We start from the raw sequence: 21,971 nt of genomic DNA on the forward strand, positions 1-21,971 counted from the left end.
CAAGGTTCCCTGCCCGCTCTGTCCGTTATGGCTTACTCCGCCGGCACCGAACCCGGCCAGCCTGCGGGACCTGCCGAACCGGCGTCGTACTCTTCCAGCGGCACCGTCTCGCGCTGCCAGGCTTTCAGCACCGGCTCAAGAATCCGCCAGCAGTCCTCCGCGGTATCCCCGCGGACCGACAGCAGGGGATCGCCGGTCAGCACGCCTTCCAGCACTTCGCCGTACGGCAACAGCTCCGAATCGCTGAGCTCCGCGTTCAGGGTGACCCGGCCCAGCGAGAAAATATTGCCGGGACCGTTGACGTCGACGTCGAACTGCAGCGTGTCCGGTCCGAAACCGATCCGCAGCTGGTTGGGGGAGTCCACCCCGGTGAATCCACCAGGAAGGTGCGGGACCGGGAGGAACGTGACCACGGCTTCCTTGCGTTTGCTGCCGAGGGCCTTGCCGGATCGCAGGATGAAGGGGACTCCCTTCCAGCGCCAGTTGTCGATGTCCACCCGGACCTCGGCCAAGGTTTCCGTTTCCCGGGCTGCATCCACGCCCTGTTCCTTGACGTAGTCAGGGACTTTCTTGCCCGCGATCGAACCCGCCGTGTATCTGGCGCGGTGGGTGGACTTGGCGTAGGGCGCGCTGATGCTGCTGGCCCGCAGCACCGTTGCCACCGCGTCGCGCAGATCGCGCTCGCCGATGGTGGCCGGGGGCTCAATGGCCAGCAGCGCCATGATCTGCAGGAGGTGGCTCTGGATCATGTCCCGCAGCGCCCCGGCGGAGTCGTAATACCGTGCACGCCCCTCCAGTGCCAGGTCCTCGTCGAAGATGATCTCCACCTTCGCCACGTGTTCACGGTTCCAGACGGGCTCAAGGAAATTGTTCGCGAAGCGCAGGCCCAGGATGTTCAGAACGGTAGCTTTCCCCAGGAAATGGTCTACCCGGTGGATGTGGTCCTCCGGCACCAGCCCCGCAAGCGTGTGGTTCAGGGAGCGGGCCGAGGCTTCACTGGAGCCAAAAGGCTTCTCCATGACCAGCCGGGTCCCGGGCGGCACCTGGTCGCGGTGCAGGGACTCGCAGGCCAGCTGGCTGATCCGGGGCGGCAGGGCAAAGTAGACCGCGATGGGGCCTTTCAGGCCGGCCAGCAATGACGCGAGGGCGCCCTCTACCGTGACGTCCAGCTGGTGGTAAGGCGTGGCTTTCTCCAGCGCGGTCAGTGCTTTGCGTCCGGCAGCGTCCGCCTCCTTCGAGGCAGCGGCGAAGGCGTCGTGGACCCGTGCCCGCCACTGTTCAGGGCTCCAGGCATCGGAACCGGCCCCTACCAGGGTCAGTCCCTCGGCGCGGCCCTTCGCCACCAGCCGGGCAAGGCCCGGAAGGAGCAGCCGGCCGGTCAGATCCCCGGAGGCCCCCAGGATGAGCAGGGTTTTTACACTCGTTTGGCTCGTCACCTTGCCAGCATGCCATCATGCATGCCCGTCTTGGTACCCTAGATAGTCGAGTCCCCCCTGTAACTCCACTGAAAGAAGTGCGCGGCGCGTGTTCAATTCACTCTCTGACCGGTTGACAGCAACCTTCAAGAACCTCCGTGGCAAGGGCCGCCTTACCGAGGCTGACGTTGATGCCACAGTCCGTGAGATCCGCCGCGCCCTCCTGGATGCCGATGTCGCTGTGCCCGTGGTGCGTGAGTTCACCGCCCGCGTCCGTGAACGTTCCCTGGGCGCTGAGGTATCCGGGGCGCTGAACCCCAGCCAGCAGATCGTGAAGATCGTCAACGAGGAACTGGTGGAGATCCTCGGCGGCGAGACCCGCCGCATCCGCCTGGCCAAGACCGGGCCCACCATCATCATGCTGGCCGGCCTGCAGGGTGCGGGCAAGACCACCCTGGCAGGCAAGCTCTCCAAGTGGCTTAAGGCCCAGGGGCACAGCCCCCTGCTGGTGGCGTGCGACCTCCAGCGCCCCAACGCCGTCACCCAGCTCCAGGTGGTGGGTAAGCGCGCCGGCGTGCCCGTCTTTGCGCCGCACCCCGGAGCCACCTCCGAACTCGAGCACCCTGCCGGTGACCCTGTCGCCGTCGCCCGTGCCGGCGTCGAGGAAGCCCGCCAGAAGCTGCACGACGTTGTCATCGTCGATACCGCCGGCCGCCTTGGTGTCGACGCCGAGATGATGGAGCAGGCGCGCCAGATCCGCCGCGCCATCGTCCCCAATGAAGTGCTGTTCGTGATCGACTCCATGATCGGCCAGGACGCCGTGAACACGGCGATGGCCTTCGATGAAGGCGTCAACTTCACCGGCATCGTGCTGTCAAAGCTCGACGGCGACGCCCGCGGCGGTGCCGCTCTTTCTGTTGCGTCGGTCACCGGCAAACCGGTGATGTTCGCGTCCACCGGTGAAGGTGTGGATGACTTTGAGCTCTTCCACCCGGACCGGATGGCGTCCCGCATCCTGGACATGGGTGACGTCCTCACCCTGATCGAGCAGGCGGAAAAGAACTGGGATAAGGACGAAGCAGCCCGGATGGCGAAGAAGTTCGCCGACCAGGAAGACTTCACCCTGGACGACTTCCTGGCCCAGATGCAGCAGATCCGCAACATGGGCTCCATGAAGAAAATGCTCATGATGATGCCCGGCGCGCAGAACATCCGCCAGCAGCTTGAGAACTTCGACGAGCGTGAGATCGACCGCGTCGAGGCGATCGTCCGCTCCATGACGCCGCACGAGCGAGTGGCACCGAAAATTATCAACGGCTCCCGCCGTGCGCGCATCGCCCGCGGTTCCGGGGTGCACGTGTCCGAAGTGAACGGCCTGCTGGAGCGTTTCGCCCAGGCCCAGAAGATGATGAAGAAGATGGCCCAGGGCGGAATGCCCGGAATGCCGGGGATGCCCGGGTTGGGGGGTCCCGGTGGTGCTCGGAAGGGTGGCAAGAACGCCCCGAAGAAGAAGGCGCGTTCCGGCAACCCCGCCAAGGCGGCCCAGGAGCTCAAGGATGCCGAGGCCCGGCGGGCCGGTGCGGCGAAGGCCCTGCCGACTGGTGCAGCATTCGGCCAGCAGGGCGGCGACTTTGATCCCTCGCAGCTGAACCTGCCCAAGGGCTTCGACAAGTTCCTCGGCAAGTAACCCCTTCTACCCAACTGAGTAGCAGTAGGTGTTGTTATGAGTGCTCATAACGACACCTACTGCTACTTAGTTGGGATGTCCGTGCCGTCGAATAGGGTTGGGTCATGTTCAAGCAGAGGATAGTGTTCGTGCACGGCGCCGGACCGTTCGGTGCGGCGGCATGGCCGCGGCAGCACGGCATGGCGCTGAAATACGACGCACTGTTTCTCCGACGGCATGGGTTCGACCCCGTTGCTGAACCGGTGGACTCCTCTTTTGATGCGGACACCGCTATCGTGCTGGGATCCTTGGCGGATGATGGCCGGGGTGCAGCAGGCGGTCATGTGGTGGCGCACGCCGAGGGTGCTATTTCCGCCATGATGGCAGCCGTCCAACGCCCGGATCTGGTGTATTCCCTGACGCTCGTGGAACCGGCGTGTTTGTCGCTGACTGCTGAATTGCCCGCCACCGCCGCGCACCGTGCCCTCATGCAGCCGCTTTTCGATGTCCGGCATCAACTGGGCGACGACGACTTCCAGCGCGAATACGTCCGGCGTATGTTCGCTGTGGATCTCCACGAGCCGGCGTCCACGGAGGAGAAGCGGTCAGCGCGAAGGCTGCGGCTGCAGGCACCCTCGTGGGAAGCTCCGCTGCACATTGTGCCGGGCGTCCCCACCATGGTGTTGACCGGCGGCTGGGAACCGCTGTATGAGGAGATCGCCGGTTACCTGAAGGAGACCGGCGCCCTGCACCGCGTTGCCGCGGGCGGGCACCGGCCTCAGGATTCAGTTGAAGGCGACCGTGCCATCCGGTCTTTCATTGCCGACGTCAGCCGGTCACACTCAGTCCAGGCCTCCTGAGAAGTCAGCCCCCGGCCGGGACCCGAAGCTCGGGGAGGTAGACCTTCCCGCCGGCGGCCAGGAACTCCTCGCTCTTTTCGCGCATGCCGCTGTACGCCTCAGCAATGGCAGCCTGGGCATCGGCGGAGCCGTACTCGTCCCGGATGTCCTGGCTGATCTTCATGGAGCAGAACTTGGGGCCGCACATGGAGCAGAAGTGGGCGGTCTTGGCAGGCTCGGCCGGCAGCGTCTCGTCGTGGAACGCCTCCGCGGTTACCGGATCGAGGGACAGTGCGAACTGGTCCCGCCAGCGGAATTCGAACCTCGCCTTGGATAGGGCATCGTCCCGCTCGTGGGCGCCCGGGTGGCCTTTGGCCAGGTCGGCGGCATGAGCTGCGATCTTATAGGTGATCACGCCGGTTTTAACGTCGTCCTTGTTGGGCAGCCCCAGGTGTTCCTTGGGCGTCACGTAACAGAGCATGGCCGTGCCGTAGCGGGCAATTTCCGTGGCGCCGATGGCCGAGGTGATGTGGTCGTAGCCCGGAGCAATATCGGTCACCAGCGGTCCCAGCGTGTAGAAGGGAGCGCCCTTGCAGAGGTCCTGCTGGCGTTCCACGTTCTCCCGGACCAGGTGGAACGGTATGTGCCCAGGACCTTCCACCATCACCTGCACGTCAAATTCCCAGGCGCGCTGGGTCAGCTCGGCCAAAGTGTCCAGCTCGGCGAACTGGGCGGCGTCGTTGGCGTCCGCCGTCGCACCGGGCCGGAGCCCGTCGCCCAGGGAGAAGGCGACATCGTACTGGGCAAAGATTTCACACAGCTCATCGAAGTGGGTGTACAGGAAGTTCTCCTGGTGGTGGGCGAGGCACCAGCCGGCCATGATGGACCCGCCGCGCGAGACGATGCCCGTGACACGGTTGGCGGTCAGCGGCACATAGCGCAGCAGGACTCCGGCGTGGATGGTCATGTAGTCGACGCCCTGCTCGCACTGTTCGATCACGGTGTCGCGGAAAATCTCCCAGGTCAGCTTGTTGGCCTCGCCGTTGACCTTCTCCAGCGCCTGGTAAATGGGCACCGTGCCGATGGGGACGGGGGAGTTGCGGATGAGCCATTCACGGGTGGTGTGGATGTCGTCGCCGGTGGACAGGTCCATGACGGTATCCGCGCCCCACTGGGTGGCCCACTGCAGCTTGTCCACTTCCTCGGCAATGGAGCTTGTCACGGCCGAGTTTCCGATGTTGGCGTTGATCTTCACCAGGAAGGCCTTGCCGATGATCATGGGCTCGGATTCCGGGTGGTTGATGTTGTTCGGGATGATGGCGCGGCCAGCGGCCACTTCGCTGCGGACCAGTTCCACGTCGCAGTTTTCGCGAAGGGCCACGAACTGCATCTCGGGCGTCACCACACCGCGGCGGGCATAATGCATCTGGGTGACGGATTTGCCGGCGACGGCGCGGCGGGGCACCGGCCGTGCCCCCTTCCATTCCGCGGACGCGGCGCCGCGGCGCACGGCCGATTTGCCGTCATCGAGCAGGTTCCGTTCCCGGCCCCCGTACGGCGCGGTGTCGCCGCGCGCTTCGATCCAGGCGCGCCGGAACGGGCTGAGTCCCACCACCGGATCGCTGCCGGGACCGGCCGTGCGGTAGACCCGGAAGGGGCCGTTCTCCTCGCCGTTGGGAGACGGCTCGAGAGCGATTTCGGTGACGGGCACCCTGATTCCGGAACTTTCATCGCTGATATACGCCAGCGCGTGGGATTTCAGGGATTGGGTTTCCGCGGCTTGGGGCGACGCCGGTTCGGATGCGGCCGGCGCCGTGTCGGCTCCCGTCACGGCGCTGGCTGTCGCATTTTGGGCAGGAATGGGCCATGCTTTTTGCGTACTCAATGGAATACTCACTTCCTTCGCCGGCATTACCCGGACAGGTTCAACGGTCGCAGGCTGCGGCAGCCCGATCTCAGCCCCTGCAAGGGCACCCGTGTGGTCAAGACGAAGCTACCACAGCTGGTGCGGAATCCTTCGGATCACTTGAATTAAATTGAAGCTTCAAGTAAATTAGATGCATAACGGCCTTCAATCCCGAAGGCCTGCGGACCGGGAGCGTTCACATGACTGCAGAAGCCACCAGCCAGGATCTTCTRCCTGCCGACCTCTCCATGGGCACAGTGATGCTCAAGGTGGGCGACATGAAGCTGATGACCGACTATTACCAGCGCGCCCTGGGACTCGAGGTGGTCGCGGAGGAGGATGGTGGCGTTCACCTGGGCCGCCTCAAGCGCCCACTGGTCCACCTGGCGCCAGCGCCGTCGCTGCACCTGCCGGGCAGGGGAGAGGCCGGGCTGTTCCACACGGCGCTGCTCTTTGATGACCAGGCTGCACTGGCTGCCACGGTGGCCACCGCCGCCCAGTTTGACCCCCGGCTCTTTACCGGCAGCGCAGACCACCTCGTGAGCGAGGCCTTCTACTTCAACGACCCCGAGGGCAACGGCATCGAGCTCTACTGGGACCGCCCCCGCAAGAACTGGTCCTGGAACGGCACCGAAGTAGTGATGGACAGCCTGGCACTGCCACCCCAGCGCTACCTTGAACAGCACCTGAGCCAGGAATCCCTGGACGGCCAGCTGGCCACTGACGCCGGTGTGGGCCATGTCCACCTCCAGGTGGGAGATGTCCAATCGGCGCACGAATTTTACGTGGGCACCCTGGGCTTCGAAAAGACCGCGGGCTGGCATGGGCAGGCGCTGTTTGTCTCCGCCGGACGCTACCACCACCACATGGCCATGAATGTTTGGAACAGCCGCGGTGCCGGTCCGCGAAAGGACACCCTGGGCCTCGGCGAGGTGCTTATCGAGGTGGCTTCCGGTGACGACGTCGGAGCTCTCGCTGACCGCCTGAAGGTCGCCGGTGTGGCCTCCCACCACACTGGCGCCGAGCTGCGGTTCGAGGATCCCTGGCGTAACAACATCCGGGTTGCTGTCCGCTGAGAGCCGGTGGCCGGAAGTGCGGCCTGCCATGCACTAGGCTGATTTCGAACGGCCGGGGCGGCACCCTATGCTGCCCGCCTGGGCCGCACCGTCGACGGAATGAGGGTTGTTCCCATGGGCTTCACTGAAATCTTTGTAGCTACCCACGACGCCGCGCTGAAACGCGCCGGCGTCCTCGATGCCGGCGGCTCGCCGTCCGGCTCCGCGCTGCGGATACCTGGCGTCAGTGATTTCGAAATTGAACAGCTTGGTGATCTCGCCGGGGCCGCGGTCCACGCCGGTGGTGAGGGGTACGAACTCGCCATGGTTGACGTTTCCAGCGACTCCCTTCTTGGCGTTCCACCGGCCATGGTCCGGGCTCTCGCGGACCTCCTCACCTATGAAACTGAGGGCGAGGGCAACGTGTTGGATGACGTCGCCGAAAAATGGGCTGCCCAGGACGACATGCCCTTTGGCGCGGCCGACGCCCGGACGTACGTCCAGCAGCTTGCCGGGCTCGCCGGCGGAATCGACGACGCCGATCGCACCGGTTTGTACGTCTGGTCGTCCTAGGCTGGGTGTCTTCGGGGTCCGTCCCGCCGGCCCCGCCCCGTGTCAAGTCGAAATCCTGGCGCTGATCTGGCACAATAAACAGGTACTCGATCTGCGTGGCCCCTCTCTCCGCGTCCGGATCCTGTCCTTCGAACCCTCAAGTACGGCCCGCCCCACGGGTGCAGAACGTTGGTTCAACCCTTTTCTGAAACAGGAGTGACCACAAAAGTGGCCGTAAAGATTCGCCTTAAGCGCTTTGGCAAAATGCGCGCACCGTACTACCGCATCGTTGTCATGGACGCACGCTCCAAGCGTGACGGCCGTGCCATCGAAGAGATCGGCAAGTACCACCCCACCGAAGAGCCCTCGTACATCGAGGTCGACACGGACCGTGCCCAGTACTGGCTCGGCGTCGGCGCACAGCCGTCCGAGCAGGTTGCCGCGATCCTCAAGATCACCGGTGACTGGCAGAAGTTCAAGGGCCTCCCGGGCCAGGAAGGCACCCTGAAGACCAAGGCTCCCAAGGCTGCCTTTGTTGCCCCGGAAAAGGGTTCCGTGATCATCCCGGAAGCCATCACCAAGAAGGCAAAGCAGTCTGACGCAGCCGAGGCTCCGGCTGAAGCAGAAGCCACCGAGGCTGAGTAAATTGCTGGCAGAAGCGCTCGAACACCTGGTCCGGGGGATCGTTGATTCGCCGGAAGATGTCAAGGTCAGCTCGAAGAACAACCGCCGCGGGGACACCCTCGAGGTTCGCGTTCATCAGGATGACCTGGGACGGGTGATCGGCCGCCAGGGCCGCACCGCACGTGCACTGCGCACCGTTGTGGCGGCACTGGCAGACGGCGAACCGGTCAGGGTCGACGTCGTCGACACCGACCGCCGCCGCTAAGCGCTCGGCAGTACCAGTTTTTTGCTCCGGCCCTTCCACCCATCAGGGTGGAGGGGCCGGAGTGCTTTCATCAGAACATTGTGGATATTCCCACAACCGGAACAGAGGAACAGATGCAGCTTCAGGTGGCACGAATCGGCAAACCGCACGGAATCCGCGGCGAAGTAACGGTCCAGGTTTTGACCGATGCTCCGGCAGACCGGTTTGTTCCGGGCACCGAGTTTGTGGCGGAGCCAGCCTCGGCCGGACCCCTGACTGTAGAGAGCGCGCGCTGGAACAAGGACATCCTGCTGCTCGCGTTCGAGGGAATCGAAACCCGCAACCAGGCCGAGACTCTCCGCGGCGCCAAGCTGTTCATCGAAACCGAGGAGCTTGAAGCTGACGACGACGAAGGCTGGTACGAGCACGAGCTGGTTGGACTCGAAGCGCGGGTGGGCTCCCGAGTGGTGGGCAAGGTCGCGGCCTTGCACACCATGCCGGTCCAGGACCTGCTGGTCATTGAAGACGCCGACGGCAAGGAGATCCTTGTCCCCTTCGTCGAGCAGATCGTGCCGGAAGTCAACGTGGCCGAGGGGTTTGTCCTGCTCACGCCGCCGGACGGACTCTTTGAGATCAATTCGGACGACGCTGCTGCCGGCGGACCCGAGGGCAAGGCATAGATGAGAATCGACGTCGTCAGCATCTTCCCGGAGTACCTGGCGCCCCTGGAGCTATCGCTCATTGGCAAAGCCCGCCAAGACGGCCTGCTGGACCTGCACGTCCACGATCTGCGCGGGTTCACCACGGACAAACACCGTTCCGTGGACGACACACCCTACGGCGGCGGCGCCGGCATGGTGATGAAGGCGGAGCCGTGGGCCCAGGCGCTGGCGTCCTTGGCGGGCGCCAACGAAGCCAAGGCAACTAAGCCGGTCCTGATTGTGCCGTCGCCGGCGGGTGAGCGCTTCACCCAGGCGCTGGCACACGAGCTCGCCGACGAGGAGCAGCTGGTTTTTGCCTGCGGGCGCTATGAAGGCATCGACGAGCGTGTCATGGAATGGGCGGCGGAACACTTCACCGTGCGGCCCATGAGCCTGGGTGACTACGTCCTCAACGGCGGTGAGGTGGCTGTCCTGGCCATGGTCGAGGCCATCGGCAGGCTGTTGCCCGGCGTGGTGGGCAACCCCGAATCACTGGTGGAGGAGTCACATTCGGACGGGCTGCTGGAATATCCGGTGTACACCAAGCCCTCCAACTGGCGTGACCGGGAGGTGCCGGCTGTACTGCTGAGCGGCAACCACGGGAAGATCGCACAGTGGCGCCGCCACGAACAGTACCGGCGGACGGCTGAACGCCGCCCCGACCTGCTGGAAACGTTCGACGCCGGGAAGCTGCCACGTGCCGACCGTTCGGCTCTCTACGACCTCGGGTACGACGTCGTCGACGGTCACCTCCGCGTCCGGCCTTCCGCAGCCGGGACGGACGGCGCGGGCGCCCGGCACGATGCCGGAACAGAAGCTACCGCCTGAGCGCGGCGCATACCAACGGCAATTGGCTGAAGGCCCGCGAGTGTGGCAAAATTAGTCATTGTGTCTGCTGGGTCCGCACCTGCCACAGGGGGAGCGCAACCAACAGCTATGGCAACCCGGTACTTTCAATCAGTGAATGAACCGGACCACTTAACTTTCGGCGGTAGTTTCCGGGGCGTCCTGCGCTCCCGGCCTTGCCCGCCGTGACCTAAAGTGAATGACCTGTGGCGTTCACCAGGAGTGCAATTATGCATATTCTCGATTCCGTAGATGCAGCCTCGCTGCGCACCGATGTTCCCGAGTTCCGCGCGGGTGACACCCTCAAGGTGCACGTGAACATCATCGAAGGCAAGAACTCCCGTGTCCAGGTTTTCCAGGGCTTCGTCCTGGGCCGCCAGGGTGACGGCATCCGCGAAACCTTCACGGTCCGCAAGGTGTCCTTCGGCGTCGGCGTGGAGCGTACCTTCCCGGTTCACTCCCCGATCATCGACAAGATCGAAGTCGTCACCAAGGGTGACGTGCGCCGCGCCAAGCTCTACTACATGCGTGAACTGCGCGGTAAGGCTGCGAAGATCAAGGAAAAGCGCGACTTCCAGACCGCCAAGTAAGTCCCCGGGACCTACAAGCAGGCCCCAGTCGTGCCAGGCCAGCGCCGGAGCCACCAGTAACAGCGCCCCAGGAAATACGGATCATGGACCACACAAAACGCCAGCCCAGAAGAATGGGCTGGCGTTTTGCGTTCCTGGCGCTTCTCCTGGCGGTGGTCATCAGCGGACTGGTCCGTTCGCTCTGGCTTGACGTCTATTTCATTCCGTCCGACTCCATGGAGCCCGCGCTTGAAGGAGGCGACCGCATCCTGGTCTCCAGGACCGATTTCCACAATGAGCCGATCCGCCGGGGCGACATCGTGGTTTTTGACGGCAGGGGATCCTTTGCCCCGCTGAACAGCGGGAGGGGCCCGGTGCTGGACTCGGTCGCTGCGGCGGGTCAGTGGCTGGGCCTGACCGGAAGCGACACGACGTATGTCAAAAGGGTGATCGGACTTCCGGGAGATACTGTGGTCTGCTGCGATGCCGGCGGGAAGATCACCGTGAACGGGACGGCGCTTGAGGAGCCATACCTCTTTCCGGGTGACAGGCCAAGCGCCCAGGTCTTCGCCGCCGTGGTTCCGGACGGAAGGCTATGGCTGCTGGGTGACCACCGCTCGGTCTCCGCTGATTCCCGCAGCCTGCTCGGCGCACCAGGCGGCGGCATGGTACCGCTGGCCAGGGTCATTGGCAGGCCGGTCCAGATCATCTGGCCGCTTGATAGATTTGCTGCAGCACCACGGCCGCTCGCGGCAGGACCAACAACACAGGACGGACCGTAGATGCCCGAGAACAATGCGCCGACACCCGAGACGCCTCGTGATGGCGCCGCGGGAAGTGCCGCTGAGCCAGATTCAGACGGCGACACTCACGCCTCGCCGTCGGCACAGGGCAGGCATTCGGTACATCCGAGCCCTCAAGACGGGGCGCCCAGCCAGATTTTTGTCTGGCTGAAGGAAGTCGCCACAGTCGTGGTGATCGCCGTGGTGCTGTCCTTCCTGATTAAGACTTTCCTGTTCCGGGCGTTCTACATCCCGTCCGAGTCAATGGTGAACACGCTGGACGTCAACGACCGGATCTTTGTCAACCTCCTTGTGCCCGAGCCGTTCGCACTCTCTCGCGGGGATGTGGTGGTCTTCCGCGACACCAAAGGCTGGCTGGCTGCTGCCCCGGATAAGCAGATCGGTCCCTTCGCCTGGGTACAGGACGGACTGACTTTCGTCGGGCTGCTGCCGGACAGTTCGGAACAGCACCTCGTCAAGCGCGTCATCGGGCTCCCCGGAGACCACGTGATCTGTTGCGACGACGCCGGTAAACTGACGATTAATGGAACGCCGATTGATGAAACCTACGTCAATACCGCCGAGGTAGCGCAGATCCGCCCCTTCGACGTCGTCGTTCCACAGGGAAAGGTTTGGGTCATGGGCGATAACCGTAACCATTCGGCTGATTCCCGCTCACACCTGGATACTAATGGCGGATTCGTCGACCTGGCTGACGTGGAGGGCAAGGCAGCCGTCATCGCGTGGCCGCTCAACAGGATCTCCGTTTTGGACAACTACCCGAACGTCTACCGGAACGTGCCCGCGGGGAAATAACTGTGTCTATCGCCACGCCAGCCCCTCCTGCCAAGTCGTCGGCCCGCCCGGCCACGGGACCCCGTTCCAAAGCTCCTACGCTTCGGCATGAGCGAACGTTCAAGGCCTTGGGTGCCCGCTACCTTGCCGGCGTTGACGAGGTGGGACGCGGGGCCTTGGCGGGGCCTGTGAGTGTAGGAATTGCCGTCGTCGATCTCCTCACCCAGAAGCCGCTCTCCGGCGTGCGCGACAGCAAACTGCTCAGCCCCACGGAGCGGGAGCGCCTCGAACCCCTGGTGCGGAGCTGGAGCGTGGCTTCGGCGGTGGGCCACGCCTCCGCCCGGGAGATCGACGCCCTGGGCATCATCGCGGCCCTGCGGCTTGCAGGAACCCGAGCCTGGTTGGAGATCCTCGCCTCGGGTGTGAGTCCGGACGTTGTGCTGCTGGATGGCAGCCACAACTGGCTCTCGCCGGCAGGACAGCTGTCCTTGTTCGACGAGCCGGTGCTGGAAATCGGCTGCGAGGCCCCGGTCCACACCAAGGTCAAGGCAGACATGCAGTGCCTGAGCGTTGCTGCCGCCAGCGTGATCGCCAAGGTGGAGCGCGACCAGCAGATGCGCAACCTGCATGTCGAGTATCCCKGGTTTGGCTGGGACATCAATAAGGGATACGCCACGGCTATCCACCGCGACGCCCTGCGCGCCGCCGGGCCCACACCCTACCATCGGGTCAGCTGGAACCTGCTCGGCGGGGACCTCTGATTCCCGCGGCCGGGCTGGAGCGCGCGATGCTGTGCCCGGTGCGCCCGGGATGTCCTGAATGGTGCAAGATGGAAGCATGAGCGCTGAGGATCTTGAAAACTATGAAACCGACATGGAGCTGCAGCTCTACCGTGAATACCGCGACGTCGTCGGGCTCTTCAGCTATGTTGTCGAAACGGAACGCAGATTCTACCTCGCCAACCATGTTGACCTTCAGGCCCGCAGTGCTGACGGCGAGGTCTACTTCGACCTGACCCTGCAGGATGCCTGGGTGTGGGACGTATACCGCTCGGCCCGGTTTGTGAAGACCGTCCGGGTGCTGACCTTCAAGGATGTCAACGTCGAAGAATTGCCGCGCAACGAGGAACTCGCCCTCCCGAAGGACGTTGACCTCGGCAACTGACGCCGGCTCTAAGTTCACTTCTCCTCCACAACTGCCCAAACGGAGCGGTTTCTTCTGAGGTTACCCACATAGGCCAATAGCTTTCCGCCGCCCGCTGTCCTGCCCCTGCAGGCTTGAAGCGGAGGTAGAAATGAAAGCCAAAGACCTGTTGGGCCGGCGCGGCGAGGAGCTCGCCGCCGGCTATCTTGAATCGCTGGGCATGCTGGTGGTGGAGCGGAACTGGCGCTGCACCGAAGGCGAAATAGACATCGTGGCCCTGGACGGGGACGCCTTGGTGATCACCGAGGTGAAAACCAGGCGCTCCCTGGACTACGGCCACCCCTTTGAAGCTGTGGGTGCGGCCAAGCTCGCCCGCCTGCATCGGCTCGGAGCGGCCTGGTGCCGGGACCGGGAGCTGAGGATGCCGTTGCGCCGGGTGGACGTGGTTGCCGTGATTGACGACGGCGGCGGCGACCCTTTGGTGGAACACCTCAGGGGGGTGGGGTAGATGTCGCTGGGCCGGACCTACTCCGTTGCGCTGGTGGGGTTGAACGGGTATATCGTCGAAGTCGAAGCCGACATCGGGCAGACCTTGCCGGCATTTGTGATCCTCGGCCTGCCGGACGCGGCCCTCAACGAGGCCAAAGAGCGGATACGGTCGGCCGCCAGGAATTCCGGCATTCCCTTGAGCCGGCGGAAGATCACGGCCAACCTCATCCCCGCCTCGCTGCCCAAACGCGGATCAGGTTTTGACCTGGCCGTCACCATGGCGGTCCTGAGGGCCGCCAATGACATCCAATCCACCGAGCGGACTGTCTTCATCGCCGAGCTGGGCCTGGACGGCAGGCTGCGGCCAGTACGCGGCATCCTGCCCGCAGTGATGGCAGCTGTGCAGGCCGGCTACCACGACGTGGTGGTAGCCCAGGCCAACCTCGCCGAGGCATCCCTGGTACCCGGTGCCTGCGTCAGGGGATACCGGACCCTTGCCCGGCTTGCCCTCGATTTCGGAGCGGATCCGCAGGAACTGGCACTGGACTTCGAGCCAGAGGATGAATCCGGTCACGGCGATTCCGTACCCGGCTCCCTCGCTGTGCCGGATATGGCCGATGTCTCCGGCCAGGGCGATGCCCGGCGCGCGCTGGAGGTCGCCGCCGCCGGCGCGCACCACCTTCTGTTGACAGGGCCGCCCGGCGCTGGCAAAACTATGCTGGCGGAGCGACTGCCCGGGCTCTTGCCGGATCTGGCCGATAACGAGGCCATGGAAGTTACAGCCATCCACTCGCTCTGCGGGCTTCCCTCGTCCACCGCCCAGCTCCTGCGGCGCCCGCCGTTCGAAAACCCCCATCATTCGGCCACCGCTGCCGCGATCATCGGTGGCGGTTCAGGCTTGCCCCGCCCCGGTGCCGCATCGCGTGCCCACCGGGGCGTGCTGTTCCTGGACGAGGCCCCGGAATATGAACGCAGGGTCCTGGACGCCCTGCGGCAACCCCTGGAGAGCGGGGAGCTGGTCATTCACCGGTCGGCTGGAACGGCCGCCTATCCCGCCCGCTTCCAGCTGGTCCTGGCCGCGAACCCTTGTCCCTGCGGCAAAGCCTCCGGAAAGGGTCTGGACTGCACCTGCACGCCCATGATGAGGCGCCGCTACGCGGCAAGGATGTCGGGCCCACTCCTGGACAGGGTAGACATCCAGCTGCAGGTGGAACGGGTCTCACTGGCTGACTTTGGCCAGGCGGGGGCGGAGGAGGACACCGCGACCGTGGCAGGACGGGTACGGGGCGCGCGCAGGCGGCAGGCTGAACGGCTGCGGCCGCTCGGGCTGGAAACGAACTCCCAGGTGCCCGGCCGGATTCTGCGCGGCGCCCTGCGGCTGCCGGCATCGGCCACCCGGATCCTGGACCACTCCCTGGAGCGTGGCGTGCTGACGGCCAGGGGCTATGACAGGGTCCTGCGGCTCGCCTGGACCCTGGCGGATCTCTCGCACCGCGAGGCGCCGGATACCAACGACATCGGCCAGGCCCTGGGCCTGCGGCAGGCTGCCTCGGCAGCTGCGTGAAGGACGGATAGCCATGGATAACGAACGGATCGCCCGGGCCGCGCTGTCGCGGCTCATGGAACCCCAAGACGCTGCGGGCCTTGCCCTCGTGCAGGCGGCCGGCGCCCAGGATGCCCTGCGGATCGCCACGGGCCAGGCAACTGCCGGGCCGGCGCTGGAACAGGAGATCACCGGACTGCTGGCTGACAACGGCGCCGGAGCCAGCTGGGGTGGCCTGACGGCAGCACGGAAACGTTGGGCGCCGCGCACCCCCGACCTCGCACCCGAACGCGATCTGGCCACGATGGCCCGCCTTGGTGGCCGGGTGCTTGTCCCGTCTGACGAGCTTTGGCCCGAACAGCTGGGCGACCTCGGCATTCAGGAGCCCATCTGCCTCTGGTGGCGTGGCCTGGAACAGGAGCTGCCCGCCTTGGCCCGGAGCGTGGCCATGGTGGGTTCCCGCGACAGCACCAGCTACGGCGCATCCGTGACCGGGGATCTCGCGTACTCCTTGGCGCAGCGGGGCTTCACCGTCGTTTCCGGCGGCGCATACGGCATCGACGCACACGCCCACCGGGCAGCGCTGGCCGGGGGATCGGGGCCCGTACCCACTATCGCTGTTATGGCGGGTGGCGTGGACCGGTTCTATCCGTCCGGCAACGAGGACCTCCTCCGTGCGGTCTGCAACCAAGGCGCAGTGATTGCCGAGGTGCCGCCGGGATCGGCGCCGACCCGCTACCGGTTTCTGCAACGGAACAGGATCATAGCTGCCCTGGCCGCTGTGACGGTGGTAGTGGAAGCCCGGTGGCGGTCCGGTGCGCTGAACACCGCCCACCACGCTGAGAGTCTTGGCCGGGCGGTCGGGGCGGTCCCGGGCTCCGTCCACAGCGCAAACTCGGCCGGCTGCCATCGGCTGCTCCGGGAGGGCGGCGCGGTTTGCGTGACCGACGCGGCCGAGATCGCCGAGCTGGCTTCGCCCAGCGGGGATGGCCTTTCCGAGCCGGGAACGGGGCGCGCGGCCGAGCACGACGGCCTGACGTTGGAAGACCTGATCCTCCTCGACGCCCTGCCGCTACGGTCCACCACCTCGGTGGAGAAACTTTGCGCCGTCGCGGGCCTCAGTGTCGAATCCGTCCGCGCCGGGCTGGGCAGGCTCGGCCTGCTGGGGCTCGCTGTCTCGGAAAGGGGCGGCTGGAAACGGGCCAAGGATTCCGGCAAATAGCCTGTGTCACCGGCCGGAAGTGGCGCAGCATTCTGGGACAGTGGAACGGTGAAGAATCAGGAACTGCCCCCGCCGTTTGAGCGGGCGCTTGCCGGCTTCGGCCGGTATCTGGAGGCAGAGTGGGCCCGGTCCGATCACACCCGCCGGGCCTACCTCTCCGACCTTCGAAGCTTCCTGGAATACGCCGCCTCGGAAGGCGTCACGGAACTGCCGGCCTTGGAGTTGGGAACTTTCCGCAGCTGGTTGGGCGCACAGAGCCAGGCCGGTATGTCCCGTTCCACGCTGGCCCGGAGGTCGGCCACCGTACGGTCCTTCACCACCTGGGCCATGCGGGAAGAACTCATCGCTGTGGACCCCGCCCTCCGGTTGAGGGCGCCCAAAACGGAAAAGTCGTTGCCAGGCGTTCTCCAGTCCCAGCAGCTGGTCCGGCTGCTGACTAGCCTGGAGGAGGCGGCCGCGGAGGGATCGCCACTCCCGGTGCGTAACCGCGCCATGGTGGAAGTCCTGTACGCCACAGGAGTTCGAGTGGGGGAGTTGGCCGGCCTGGACGTCGACGATCTGAACCCGGACCGTCGCACGCTCCGCGTCATCGGCAAGGGCAACAAAGAACGGACCGTCCCCTATGGTGTTCCGGCTGCAGTCGCCGTCGACGATTGGCTCCGCCGGGGCAGGCCGCTCCTGGCAACGGAGCACAGCGGTCCGGCCCTGTTCCTCGGCGCCAGAGGCAACCGTGTTGACCAGCGCCAGGTCCGGGCCGTAGTCAAAGACCTCTTCGAGGCCCTGGGTGACACCTCGGCAACTGGCCCGCACGCCCTCAGGCATTCGGCGGCCACTCATCTGCTGGACGGCGGGGCGGACCTTCGGGCCGTCCAGGAAATCCTCGGTCACAGCAGCCTGGCCACCACCCAGATTTACACGCACGTATCGGTGGAGCGGCTGCGTAAAAGCTATCAGCAGGCCCATCCGCGAGCCTGAACACGGCCGGACGCCAGCCGCGGACGGCGAATCACGCTGCGTATCAGTTGTGGCGAATCGCACTGGCGTAATGACGCGGTGTACGGCACAATGAGAGTCACGTCCGGCCACTTTCAAGTTTCGCTAGAAGCTATTTCGCTTCGCGCGTCACCCTAAGTCCGGACACAGTTTAATATTCGGTAGGAACACCGCCGCTGGAACCACAGCACAGGCAGTTTCATCCAGGCAGAGGTCGTTGGGGAAGACGTACCTACAGCTATGGAGGATGGAATGTCTGTTGCAATGACCCGCGGTGTGCTCTTCGTACACTCGGCCCCTACGGCACTGTGCCCGCACGTCGAGTGGGCCATTGGATCCGTCGTGGATAAGCGAACGGATCTCGAGTGGACCCCTCAGCCTGCTGCGCCCGGAATGTTTAGGGCCGAGCTCTCCTGGACCGGGATCCCGGGCACGGGTTCCTTGCTCGCGTCATCGCTTCGCGGCTGGGCACATCTGCGCTATGAGGTTACCGAGGAACCGAGTCAAGGCGTTGATGGCGGCCGCTGGTCCCACACCCCCGAACTGGGGATTTTCCACGCCACGACGGATGTCCACGGCAACATCATGGTCTCAGAAGACAGGATCCGCTACGCCTACGAATCAGGCGCAGGCGATCCTTCCGCCGTGTACCACGAGCTCTCCCTGGCCCTCGGTGAGGCCTGGGATGAGGAACTCGAGCCCTTCCGCCACGCAGCGGAGGGCGCACCGGTCCGCTGGCTGCACCAGGTGGGCTGACAAACCGCCGGACGCCCGACGGCCGGAAGCACCGCCGTCGTATATCACTCTCCATAGCAAAGAGGAGGCCCCGTTATCGTGCAGTGCACGATAACGGGGCCTCCTCTGGTGTCGGCGTGTTGCTGCTAGACGCTGCGGACGGCAATGACGGCATTGTGGCCGCCGAAACCGAACGAGTTGCTCAGCGCCACGATGTCGCCGGCTGGCAGGTCCCGGCCCGTGGTGACGACGTCGAGCGGGATCTCAGGATCCTGGTTCTCAAGGTTGATGGTCACCGGAGCCTTGCGCTCGTAGACGGCCAGCACCGTGAGTACTGCCTCCACCGCGCCTGAAGCGCCCAGGAGGTGTCCCATCTGCGACTTGGTAGCTGAGACTGCGACGTTGTCGAGGTGATTCCCCAGAGCGGCATGGAGCGCCGTGTACTCGGGCTTGTCACCCACCGGGGTCGAGGTGGCGTGCGCGTTGACGTGGACCACGTCTTCGGCCTGGATGCGGCCATCGAACATGGCGGCTTTGAGAGCGCGGGTGGCGCCCAGGCCCTGGGGGTCCGGAGCCGTGATGTGGTAAGCGTCCGCCGTCACGGACGTGCCGGCCAGTTCGCCGTAAATGCGCGCGCCCCGGGCGAGGGCATGCTCCTCGGCCTCCAGGACCAGCGCGCCAGCGCCTTCGCCCATCACAAAGCCGTCGCGGCCAAGGTCATACGGGCGGGAGGCTCCCTGTGGGTCATCGTTGCGGCGGGAGAGCGCCTGCATGGAGGCGAACGCAGCAAGTGGCATGGGGTGGATGGCTGCCTCGGCGCCGCCGCACATGACCACGTCGGCCTTGCCGGAGCGGATCAGGTCCAGGCCCAGGTGGAGGGCCTCGGTGCCGGATGCACAGGCCGAAACAGGGGTGTGGGCGCCAGCACGGGCGCCCAGGTCGAGGCTGACGGCTGCTGCGACGCCGTTGGGCATCAGCATGGGCACCGTCATGGGGAGGACGCGGCGGGGGCCTTTTTCCTTCAGGGTGTCCCAGGCGTCCAGCAGGGTCCAGACACCGCCGATGCCGGTGGCGAACGCGACTGCAAGGCGGTCGTGGTCAATTTCCGTGATGCCGGAATCAGCCCATGCCTCACGAGCGGCGATGACGCCAAACTGGGTGGACGGGTCCATCCGCTTCGCTTCAACGCGGCTCAGGACATCCAGGGCCGGAGTGGTGCAACGTGCGGCGAAGTGGACGGGCAGTTCGTACTTGGCAACCCATTCGTCCTCCAGGGTGCGGGCACCCGAGACGCCCTTCAGCGCGTTCTTCCACATTGTCGGTACGTCGCCGCCGATGGGCGTGGTGGCACCCAGACCGGTAATGACTACTTTGCGTGTCATTGGATCACTCTCTGTYGGTTGGGCAGGCCGTATCCGGTAACTCCGGCGGGGTCCCGCGTGTTGGGCAGCTGGCTGCCCGGAAAATAGGGTGGACTGCCGGCCCGCGCCAGGGCGGGCCGACAGTCCTGTCAGCCGTAAAGGGCTGAAGCCTTGACTAGGCCTGTGCGCCGGCGATGAAGCTCACGGCGTCGCCCACGGTCTTGAGGTTCTTGACCTCTTCGTCCGGGATGCGCACGCCGAACTTCTCTTCGGCGTTGACCACGATGGTCATCATGGAGATGGAGTCGATGTCCAGGTCCTCAGTGAAGGACTTGTCCAGTTCTACAGCCTCGGGGGCAAGGCCGGTTTCTTCGTTAACGATTTCAGCCAAACCGGCCAGGATCTCTTCATTGCTAGCCATTGACGGCTCCTTTTCTTGTTATTGCCGGCAGGGGATGCCGGAAACGGTTCAGTCCGCAGGAGTGCGGCCTGTGTGGGACGTTCTACGGAAGGACGATGACCTGGGCACCGAAGACCAGGCCGGCGCCGAAGCCGATCTGGAGCGCGAGGCCGCCGCTGAGCTCGGGGTTTTCCTGGAGCAGGCGGTGGGTTGCCAAGGGGATGGAAGCGGCCGAGGTGTTACCGGCATCGGCGATGTCCCGGGCCACGGTGACGGATTCGGGAAGCTTGAGTTTCTTGACCATCTCATCGATGATCCGCATGTTGGCCTGGTGCGGAATGAAGGCGACGAGGTCTTCAGCCTTGATGCCGGCGGCCACGAGGGCCTGCTCCGCCATCTTGGCCATTTCCCAGACCGCCCAGCGGAAGACGGTCTGGCCGTCCTGGCGCAGCGTGGGGTACAGTTCCTGCGCCTCTTCCAAGAGTGCGAAGTCACCGGATTCATCCGACTGGCGGGCGGCCATGCTGAGGTCGCGGACATCAAGCATGGAACGCGTCATGCCGATCGCGTCCCACTTGCTGCCGTCCGAGCCCCACACCGATGGGCCGATGCCCGGGGTGTCCGATGGGCCGATGACAACAGCGCCGGCGCCGTCGCCCAGCAGGAAGGAGATGGTGCGTTCCCGGTTGTCGATGACGTCCGAGAGCTTCTCGGCCCCAACCACCAGGACGTACTTGGCGGTACCGGACTTGACCAAAGCATCAGCCTGGGCGATGCCGTAGCAGTACCCGGCGCAGGCGGCCGAGATATCAAAGGCGGGTGCCGGCGTCGCGCCGATCCGGTCGGCCACGGCAGCAGCTGCTGACGGCGTGGCGTAGGGGTGGGTGACAGTGGATACGATGACGGCGCCGAGCTGGGAGGCATCAATGCCTGCCTTCTGCAGGGCCTCCTGCGCTGCGCCTGCTGCCATGTCAATGACGCTGACGTCAGCGGAGGCGCGGTGGCGCGTAATAATGCCGGTGCGCTGGCGGATCCATTCGTCAGAAGAGTCAATCCACTGGCAGACGTCCTGGTTGGTGACGATAACGTCCGGCCGGTACGCGCCCAGGCCGAGGATGCGGCTGTACTGGTTGACGGGAAGCTGGTTAAGCGTGGGAACGCTCATGCGTCGCCCTCCAATTCTGCGAAGAGTGCCAGCGCGGCCGTGAGGTCGTCCGGGGTTTTGACTGCAACAGTCTTGACGCCGGGCATGCCGCGCTTGGCGAGACCTGCCAGCGTGCCTGCCGGCGCGAGTTCAATGAGGCCAGTGACGCCGCGCTGCACCAGTGTTTCCATGCACAGGTCCCAGCGGACCGGCCGGGAGACCTGGGCAATAAGGCTCTCGACGGCGGCCCCGCCGTCGGTCACTTCGCGGCCGTCGAAGTTGGACAGCAGTGGCACCTGCGGCTTTTGCGGCTTGAGGTTCGGTTTCAATGACTCGAGGGCGCTCACCGCGGGGGACATGTGCGAGGTGTGGAACGCTCCGGCCACCTTCAACGGGATGACGCGTGCCTTGGCCGGCGGGTTGTCCGCCAAAGCTTTGAGCTGTTCGAACGTCCCCGCAGCAACGGTCTGGCCGGCGCCGTTGACGTTGGCCGGGGTGGCTCCGGACGCTTCGATGGCGGCCAGTACCTCTGCCGGGTCCCCGCCCACCACGGCGCTCATGCCAGTGGGCGTCACCGCGGCAGCCGCGGCCATGCTGTTGGCGCGTTCCCGCACAAACGTCATGGCTTCCTGCTCGGTGAGCACCCCAGCCAGGGCCGAAGCAGTGATCTCACCGACGGAGTGGCCGGCGAGGATCACCGGGAGGGAGCCAAGTTCGACGTCGAACAGGGACTTTGCGGCGACCAGCCCGGCAGCGACAATCAGGGGCTGCGCCACGGCGGTGTCCTTGATGGTTTCCTCGTCCGAGGTGGTCCCGTGGGTTGTCAGGTCGATGCCTGCAATCTCGCTCAGGGAGGCCAGCTGGCCTGCTACCGAAGGCAGTTCCAGCCAGGGGGCCAGAAAACCCGGGGTCTGTGAGCCCTGTCCAGGGCAGACTATTGCAAGCAC

Annotated in this window: 24 protein-coding genes and 1 riboswitch; of the genes, 18 read left to right on the forward strand and 6 right to left on the reverse strand. The window is 65.1% G+C overall.

Translation table 11 applies throughout. From position 1 onward, the window contains the following. Positions 1-32: 32 nt before the first annotated feature. Entirely contained in the window at positions 33-1,436 is a 1,404-nt protein-coding gene (locus tag AC1DIM_RS08850) for a glucose-6-phosphate dehydrogenase (protein ID WP_477710106.1), read from the reverse strand. A gap of 88 nt (positions 1,437-1,524) precedes the next feature. Between AC1DIM_RS08850 and ffh the strand changes: the two genes are divergently transcribed. Together ffh and AC1DIM_RS08860 are read left to right on the forward strand one after the other, a co-directional pair. Then, on the forward strand, positions 1,525-3,102 hold the full coding sequence (gene ffh, locus AC1DIM_RS08855) for a signal recognition particle protein (protein ID WP_477710107.1): 1,578 nt from the start codon (positions 1,525-1,527) through the stop codon (positions 3,100-3,102). 104 nt (positions 3,103-3,206) lie between these two features. Further along, positions 3,207-3,941, forward strand: coding sequence for an alpha/beta hydrolase (locus AC1DIM_RS08860; RefSeq protein ID WP_477710108.1), 735 nt, complete (start codon positions 3,207-3,209; stop codon positions 3,939-3,941). Positions 3,942-3,945: 4 nt separating this feature from the next. Here AC1DIM_RS08860 and thiC read toward each other — a convergent pair whose 3' ends face one another. Further along, a complete protein-coding gene (thiC, locus tag AC1DIM_RS08865) occupies positions 3,946-5,751 on the reverse strand; it encodes a phosphomethylpyrimidine synthase ThiC (RefSeq protein WP_477710148.1) in 1,806 nt (601 codons plus the stop codon). Between the two features lie 49 nt (positions 5,752-5,800). Further along, positions 5,801-5,908, reverse strand: a riboswitch (TPP riboswitch). A 118-nt stretch (positions 5,909-6,026) separates the two neighbouring features. Between thiC and AC1DIM_RS08870 the strand changes: the two genes are divergently transcribed. The 16 genes from AC1DIM_RS08870 (at position 6,027) to AC1DIM_RS08945 (ending at position 18,140) form a co-directional block, all read left to right on the forward strand. After that, a complete protein-coding gene (locus tag AC1DIM_RS08870; protein WP_477710109.1) occupies positions 6,027-6,902 on the forward strand; it encodes a VOC family protein in 876 nt (291 codons plus the stop codon). 114 nt (positions 6,903-7,016) lie between these two features. Further along, positions 7,017-7,454 carry a hypothetical protein gene (locus AC1DIM_RS08875; RefSeq protein WP_477710149.1) on the forward strand — a complete coding sequence of 146 codons (438 nt, stop codon included), beginning with the start codon at positions 7,017-7,019 and terminating at the stop codon, positions 7,452-7,454. A gap of 207 nt (positions 7,455-7,661) precedes the next feature. After that, a complete protein-coding gene (rpsP, locus tag AC1DIM_RS08880; protein ID WP_190989827.1) occupies positions 7,662-8,078 on the forward strand; it encodes a 30S ribosomal protein S16 in 417 nt (138 codons plus the stop codon). A gap of 1 nt (position 8,079) precedes the next feature. Continuing rightward, positions 8,080-8,322 carry an RNA-binding protein gene (locus tag AC1DIM_RS08885; RefSeq protein ID WP_056349097.1) on the forward strand — a complete coding sequence of 81 codons (243 nt, stop codon included), beginning with the start codon at positions 8,080-8,082 and terminating at the stop codon, positions 8,320-8,322. 113 nt (positions 8,323-8,435) lie between these two features. Next, positions 8,436-8,981: a ribosome maturation factor RimM gene (gene rimM / locus AC1DIM_RS08890; RefSeq protein ID WP_477710150.1), complete on the forward strand. Its 546-nt coding sequence runs from the start codon at positions 8,436-8,438 to the stop codon at positions 8,979-8,981. Beyond that, a complete protein-coding gene (gene trmD / locus AC1DIM_RS08895) occupies positions 8,982-9,830 on the forward strand; it encodes a tRNA (guanosine(37)-N1)-methyltransferase TrmD (protein WP_477710110.1) in 849 nt (282 codons plus the stop codon). A 248-nt stretch (positions 9,831-10,078) separates the two neighbouring features. Continuing rightward, on the forward strand, positions 10,079-10,438 hold the full coding sequence (rplS, locus tag AC1DIM_RS08900) for a 50S ribosomal protein L19 (protein ID WP_477710111.1): 360 nt from the start codon (positions 10,079-10,081) through the stop codon (positions 10,436-10,438). A gap of 83 nt (positions 10,439-10,521) precedes the next feature. Then, positions 10,522-11,199: a signal peptidase I gene (gene lepB / locus AC1DIM_RS08905; RefSeq protein WP_477710112.1), complete on the forward strand. Its 678-nt coding sequence runs from the start codon at positions 10,522-10,524 to the stop codon at positions 11,197-11,199. Next, positions 11,200-12,015, forward strand: coding sequence for a signal peptidase I (gene lepB / locus AC1DIM_RS08910; RefSeq protein WP_477710113.1), 816 nt, complete (start codon positions 11,200-11,202; stop codon positions 12,013-12,015). An 8-nt stretch (positions 12,016-12,023) separates the two neighbouring features. Beyond that, positions 12,024-12,755: a ribonuclease HII gene (locus AC1DIM_RS08915; RefSeq protein WP_477710151.1), complete on the forward strand. Its 732-nt coding sequence runs from the start codon at positions 12,024-12,026 to the stop codon at positions 12,753-12,755. A 76-nt stretch (positions 12,756-12,831) separates the two neighbouring features. Then, the gene (locus AC1DIM_RS08920; protein WP_111909356.1) at positions 12,832-13,158 is read left to right on the forward strand and encodes a DUF2469 domain-containing protein; all 327 of its coding nucleotides are present in this window, start codon (positions 12,832-12,834) and stop codon (positions 13,156-13,158) included. Positions 13,159-13,288: 130 nt separating this feature from the next. Next, entirely contained in the window at positions 13,289-13,645 is a 357-nt protein-coding gene (locus AC1DIM_RS08925) for a YraN family protein (RefSeq protein ID WP_477710114.1), read from the forward strand. Then, positions 13,646-15,190 (forward strand): YifB family Mg chelatase-like AAA ATPase, encoded by a 1,545-nt coding sequence (locus AC1DIM_RS08930; protein ID WP_477710115.1) that lies wholly within the window; start codon positions 13,646-13,648, stop codon positions 15,188-15,190. Between the two features lie 13 nt (positions 15,191-15,203). Next, the gene (gene dprA / locus AC1DIM_RS08935; RefSeq protein WP_477710116.1) at positions 15,204-16,391 is read left to right on the forward strand and encodes a DNA-processing protein DprA; all 1,188 of its coding nucleotides are present in this window, start codon (positions 15,204-15,206) and stop codon (positions 16,389-16,391) included. 48 nt (positions 16,392-16,439) lie between these two features. After that, positions 16,440-17,366 (forward strand): tyrosine recombinase XerC, encoded by a 927-nt coding sequence (locus AC1DIM_RS08940; RefSeq protein ID WP_477710117.1) that lies wholly within the window; start codon positions 16,440-16,442, stop codon positions 17,364-17,366. Positions 17,367-17,636: 270 nt separating this feature from the next. Beyond that, positions 17,637-18,140: a DUF3145 domain-containing protein gene (locus tag AC1DIM_RS08945; RefSeq protein WP_477710118.1), complete on the forward strand. Its 504-nt coding sequence runs from the start codon at positions 17,637-17,639 to the stop codon at positions 18,138-18,140. A gap of 125 nt (positions 18,141-18,265) precedes the next feature. Here the strand turns inward: AC1DIM_RS08945 and AC1DIM_RS08950 are convergent, their stop codons facing one another. The 4 genes from AC1DIM_RS08950 to AC1DIM_RS08965 all read right to left on the reverse strand — a co-directional run bounded on the left by AC1DIM_RS08950 (position 18,266) and on the right by AC1DIM_RS08965 (position 21,971). After that, positions 18,266-19,501 carry a beta-ketoacyl-[acyl-carrier-protein] synthase family protein gene (locus AC1DIM_RS08950; protein ID WP_477710119.1) on the reverse strand — a complete coding sequence of 412 codons (1,236 nt, stop codon included), beginning with the start codon at positions 19,499-19,501 and terminating at the stop codon, positions 18,266-18,268. Between the two features lie 154 nt (positions 19,502-19,655). After that, positions 19,656-19,901: an acyl carrier protein gene (locus tag AC1DIM_RS08955; protein WP_009359314.1), complete on the reverse strand. Its 246-nt coding sequence runs from the start codon at positions 19,899-19,901 to the stop codon at positions 19,656-19,658. A gap of 82 nt (positions 19,902-19,983) precedes the next feature. Then, entirely contained in the window at positions 19,984-21,045 is a 1,062-nt protein-coding gene (locus AC1DIM_RS08960; protein ID WP_477710120.1) for a beta-ketoacyl-ACP synthase III, read from the reverse strand. Then, complete coding sequence (locus tag AC1DIM_RS08965) at positions 21,042-21,971, reverse strand: ACP S-malonyltransferase (protein WP_477710121.1); 930 nt, start codon at positions 21,969-21,971, stop codon at positions 21,042-21,044. The genes AC1DIM_RS08960 and AC1DIM_RS08965 overlap by 4 nt, the downstream gene beginning before the upstream one ends.

It is taken from the genome of Pseudarthrobacter sp. 01T43, assembly GCF_056398665.1.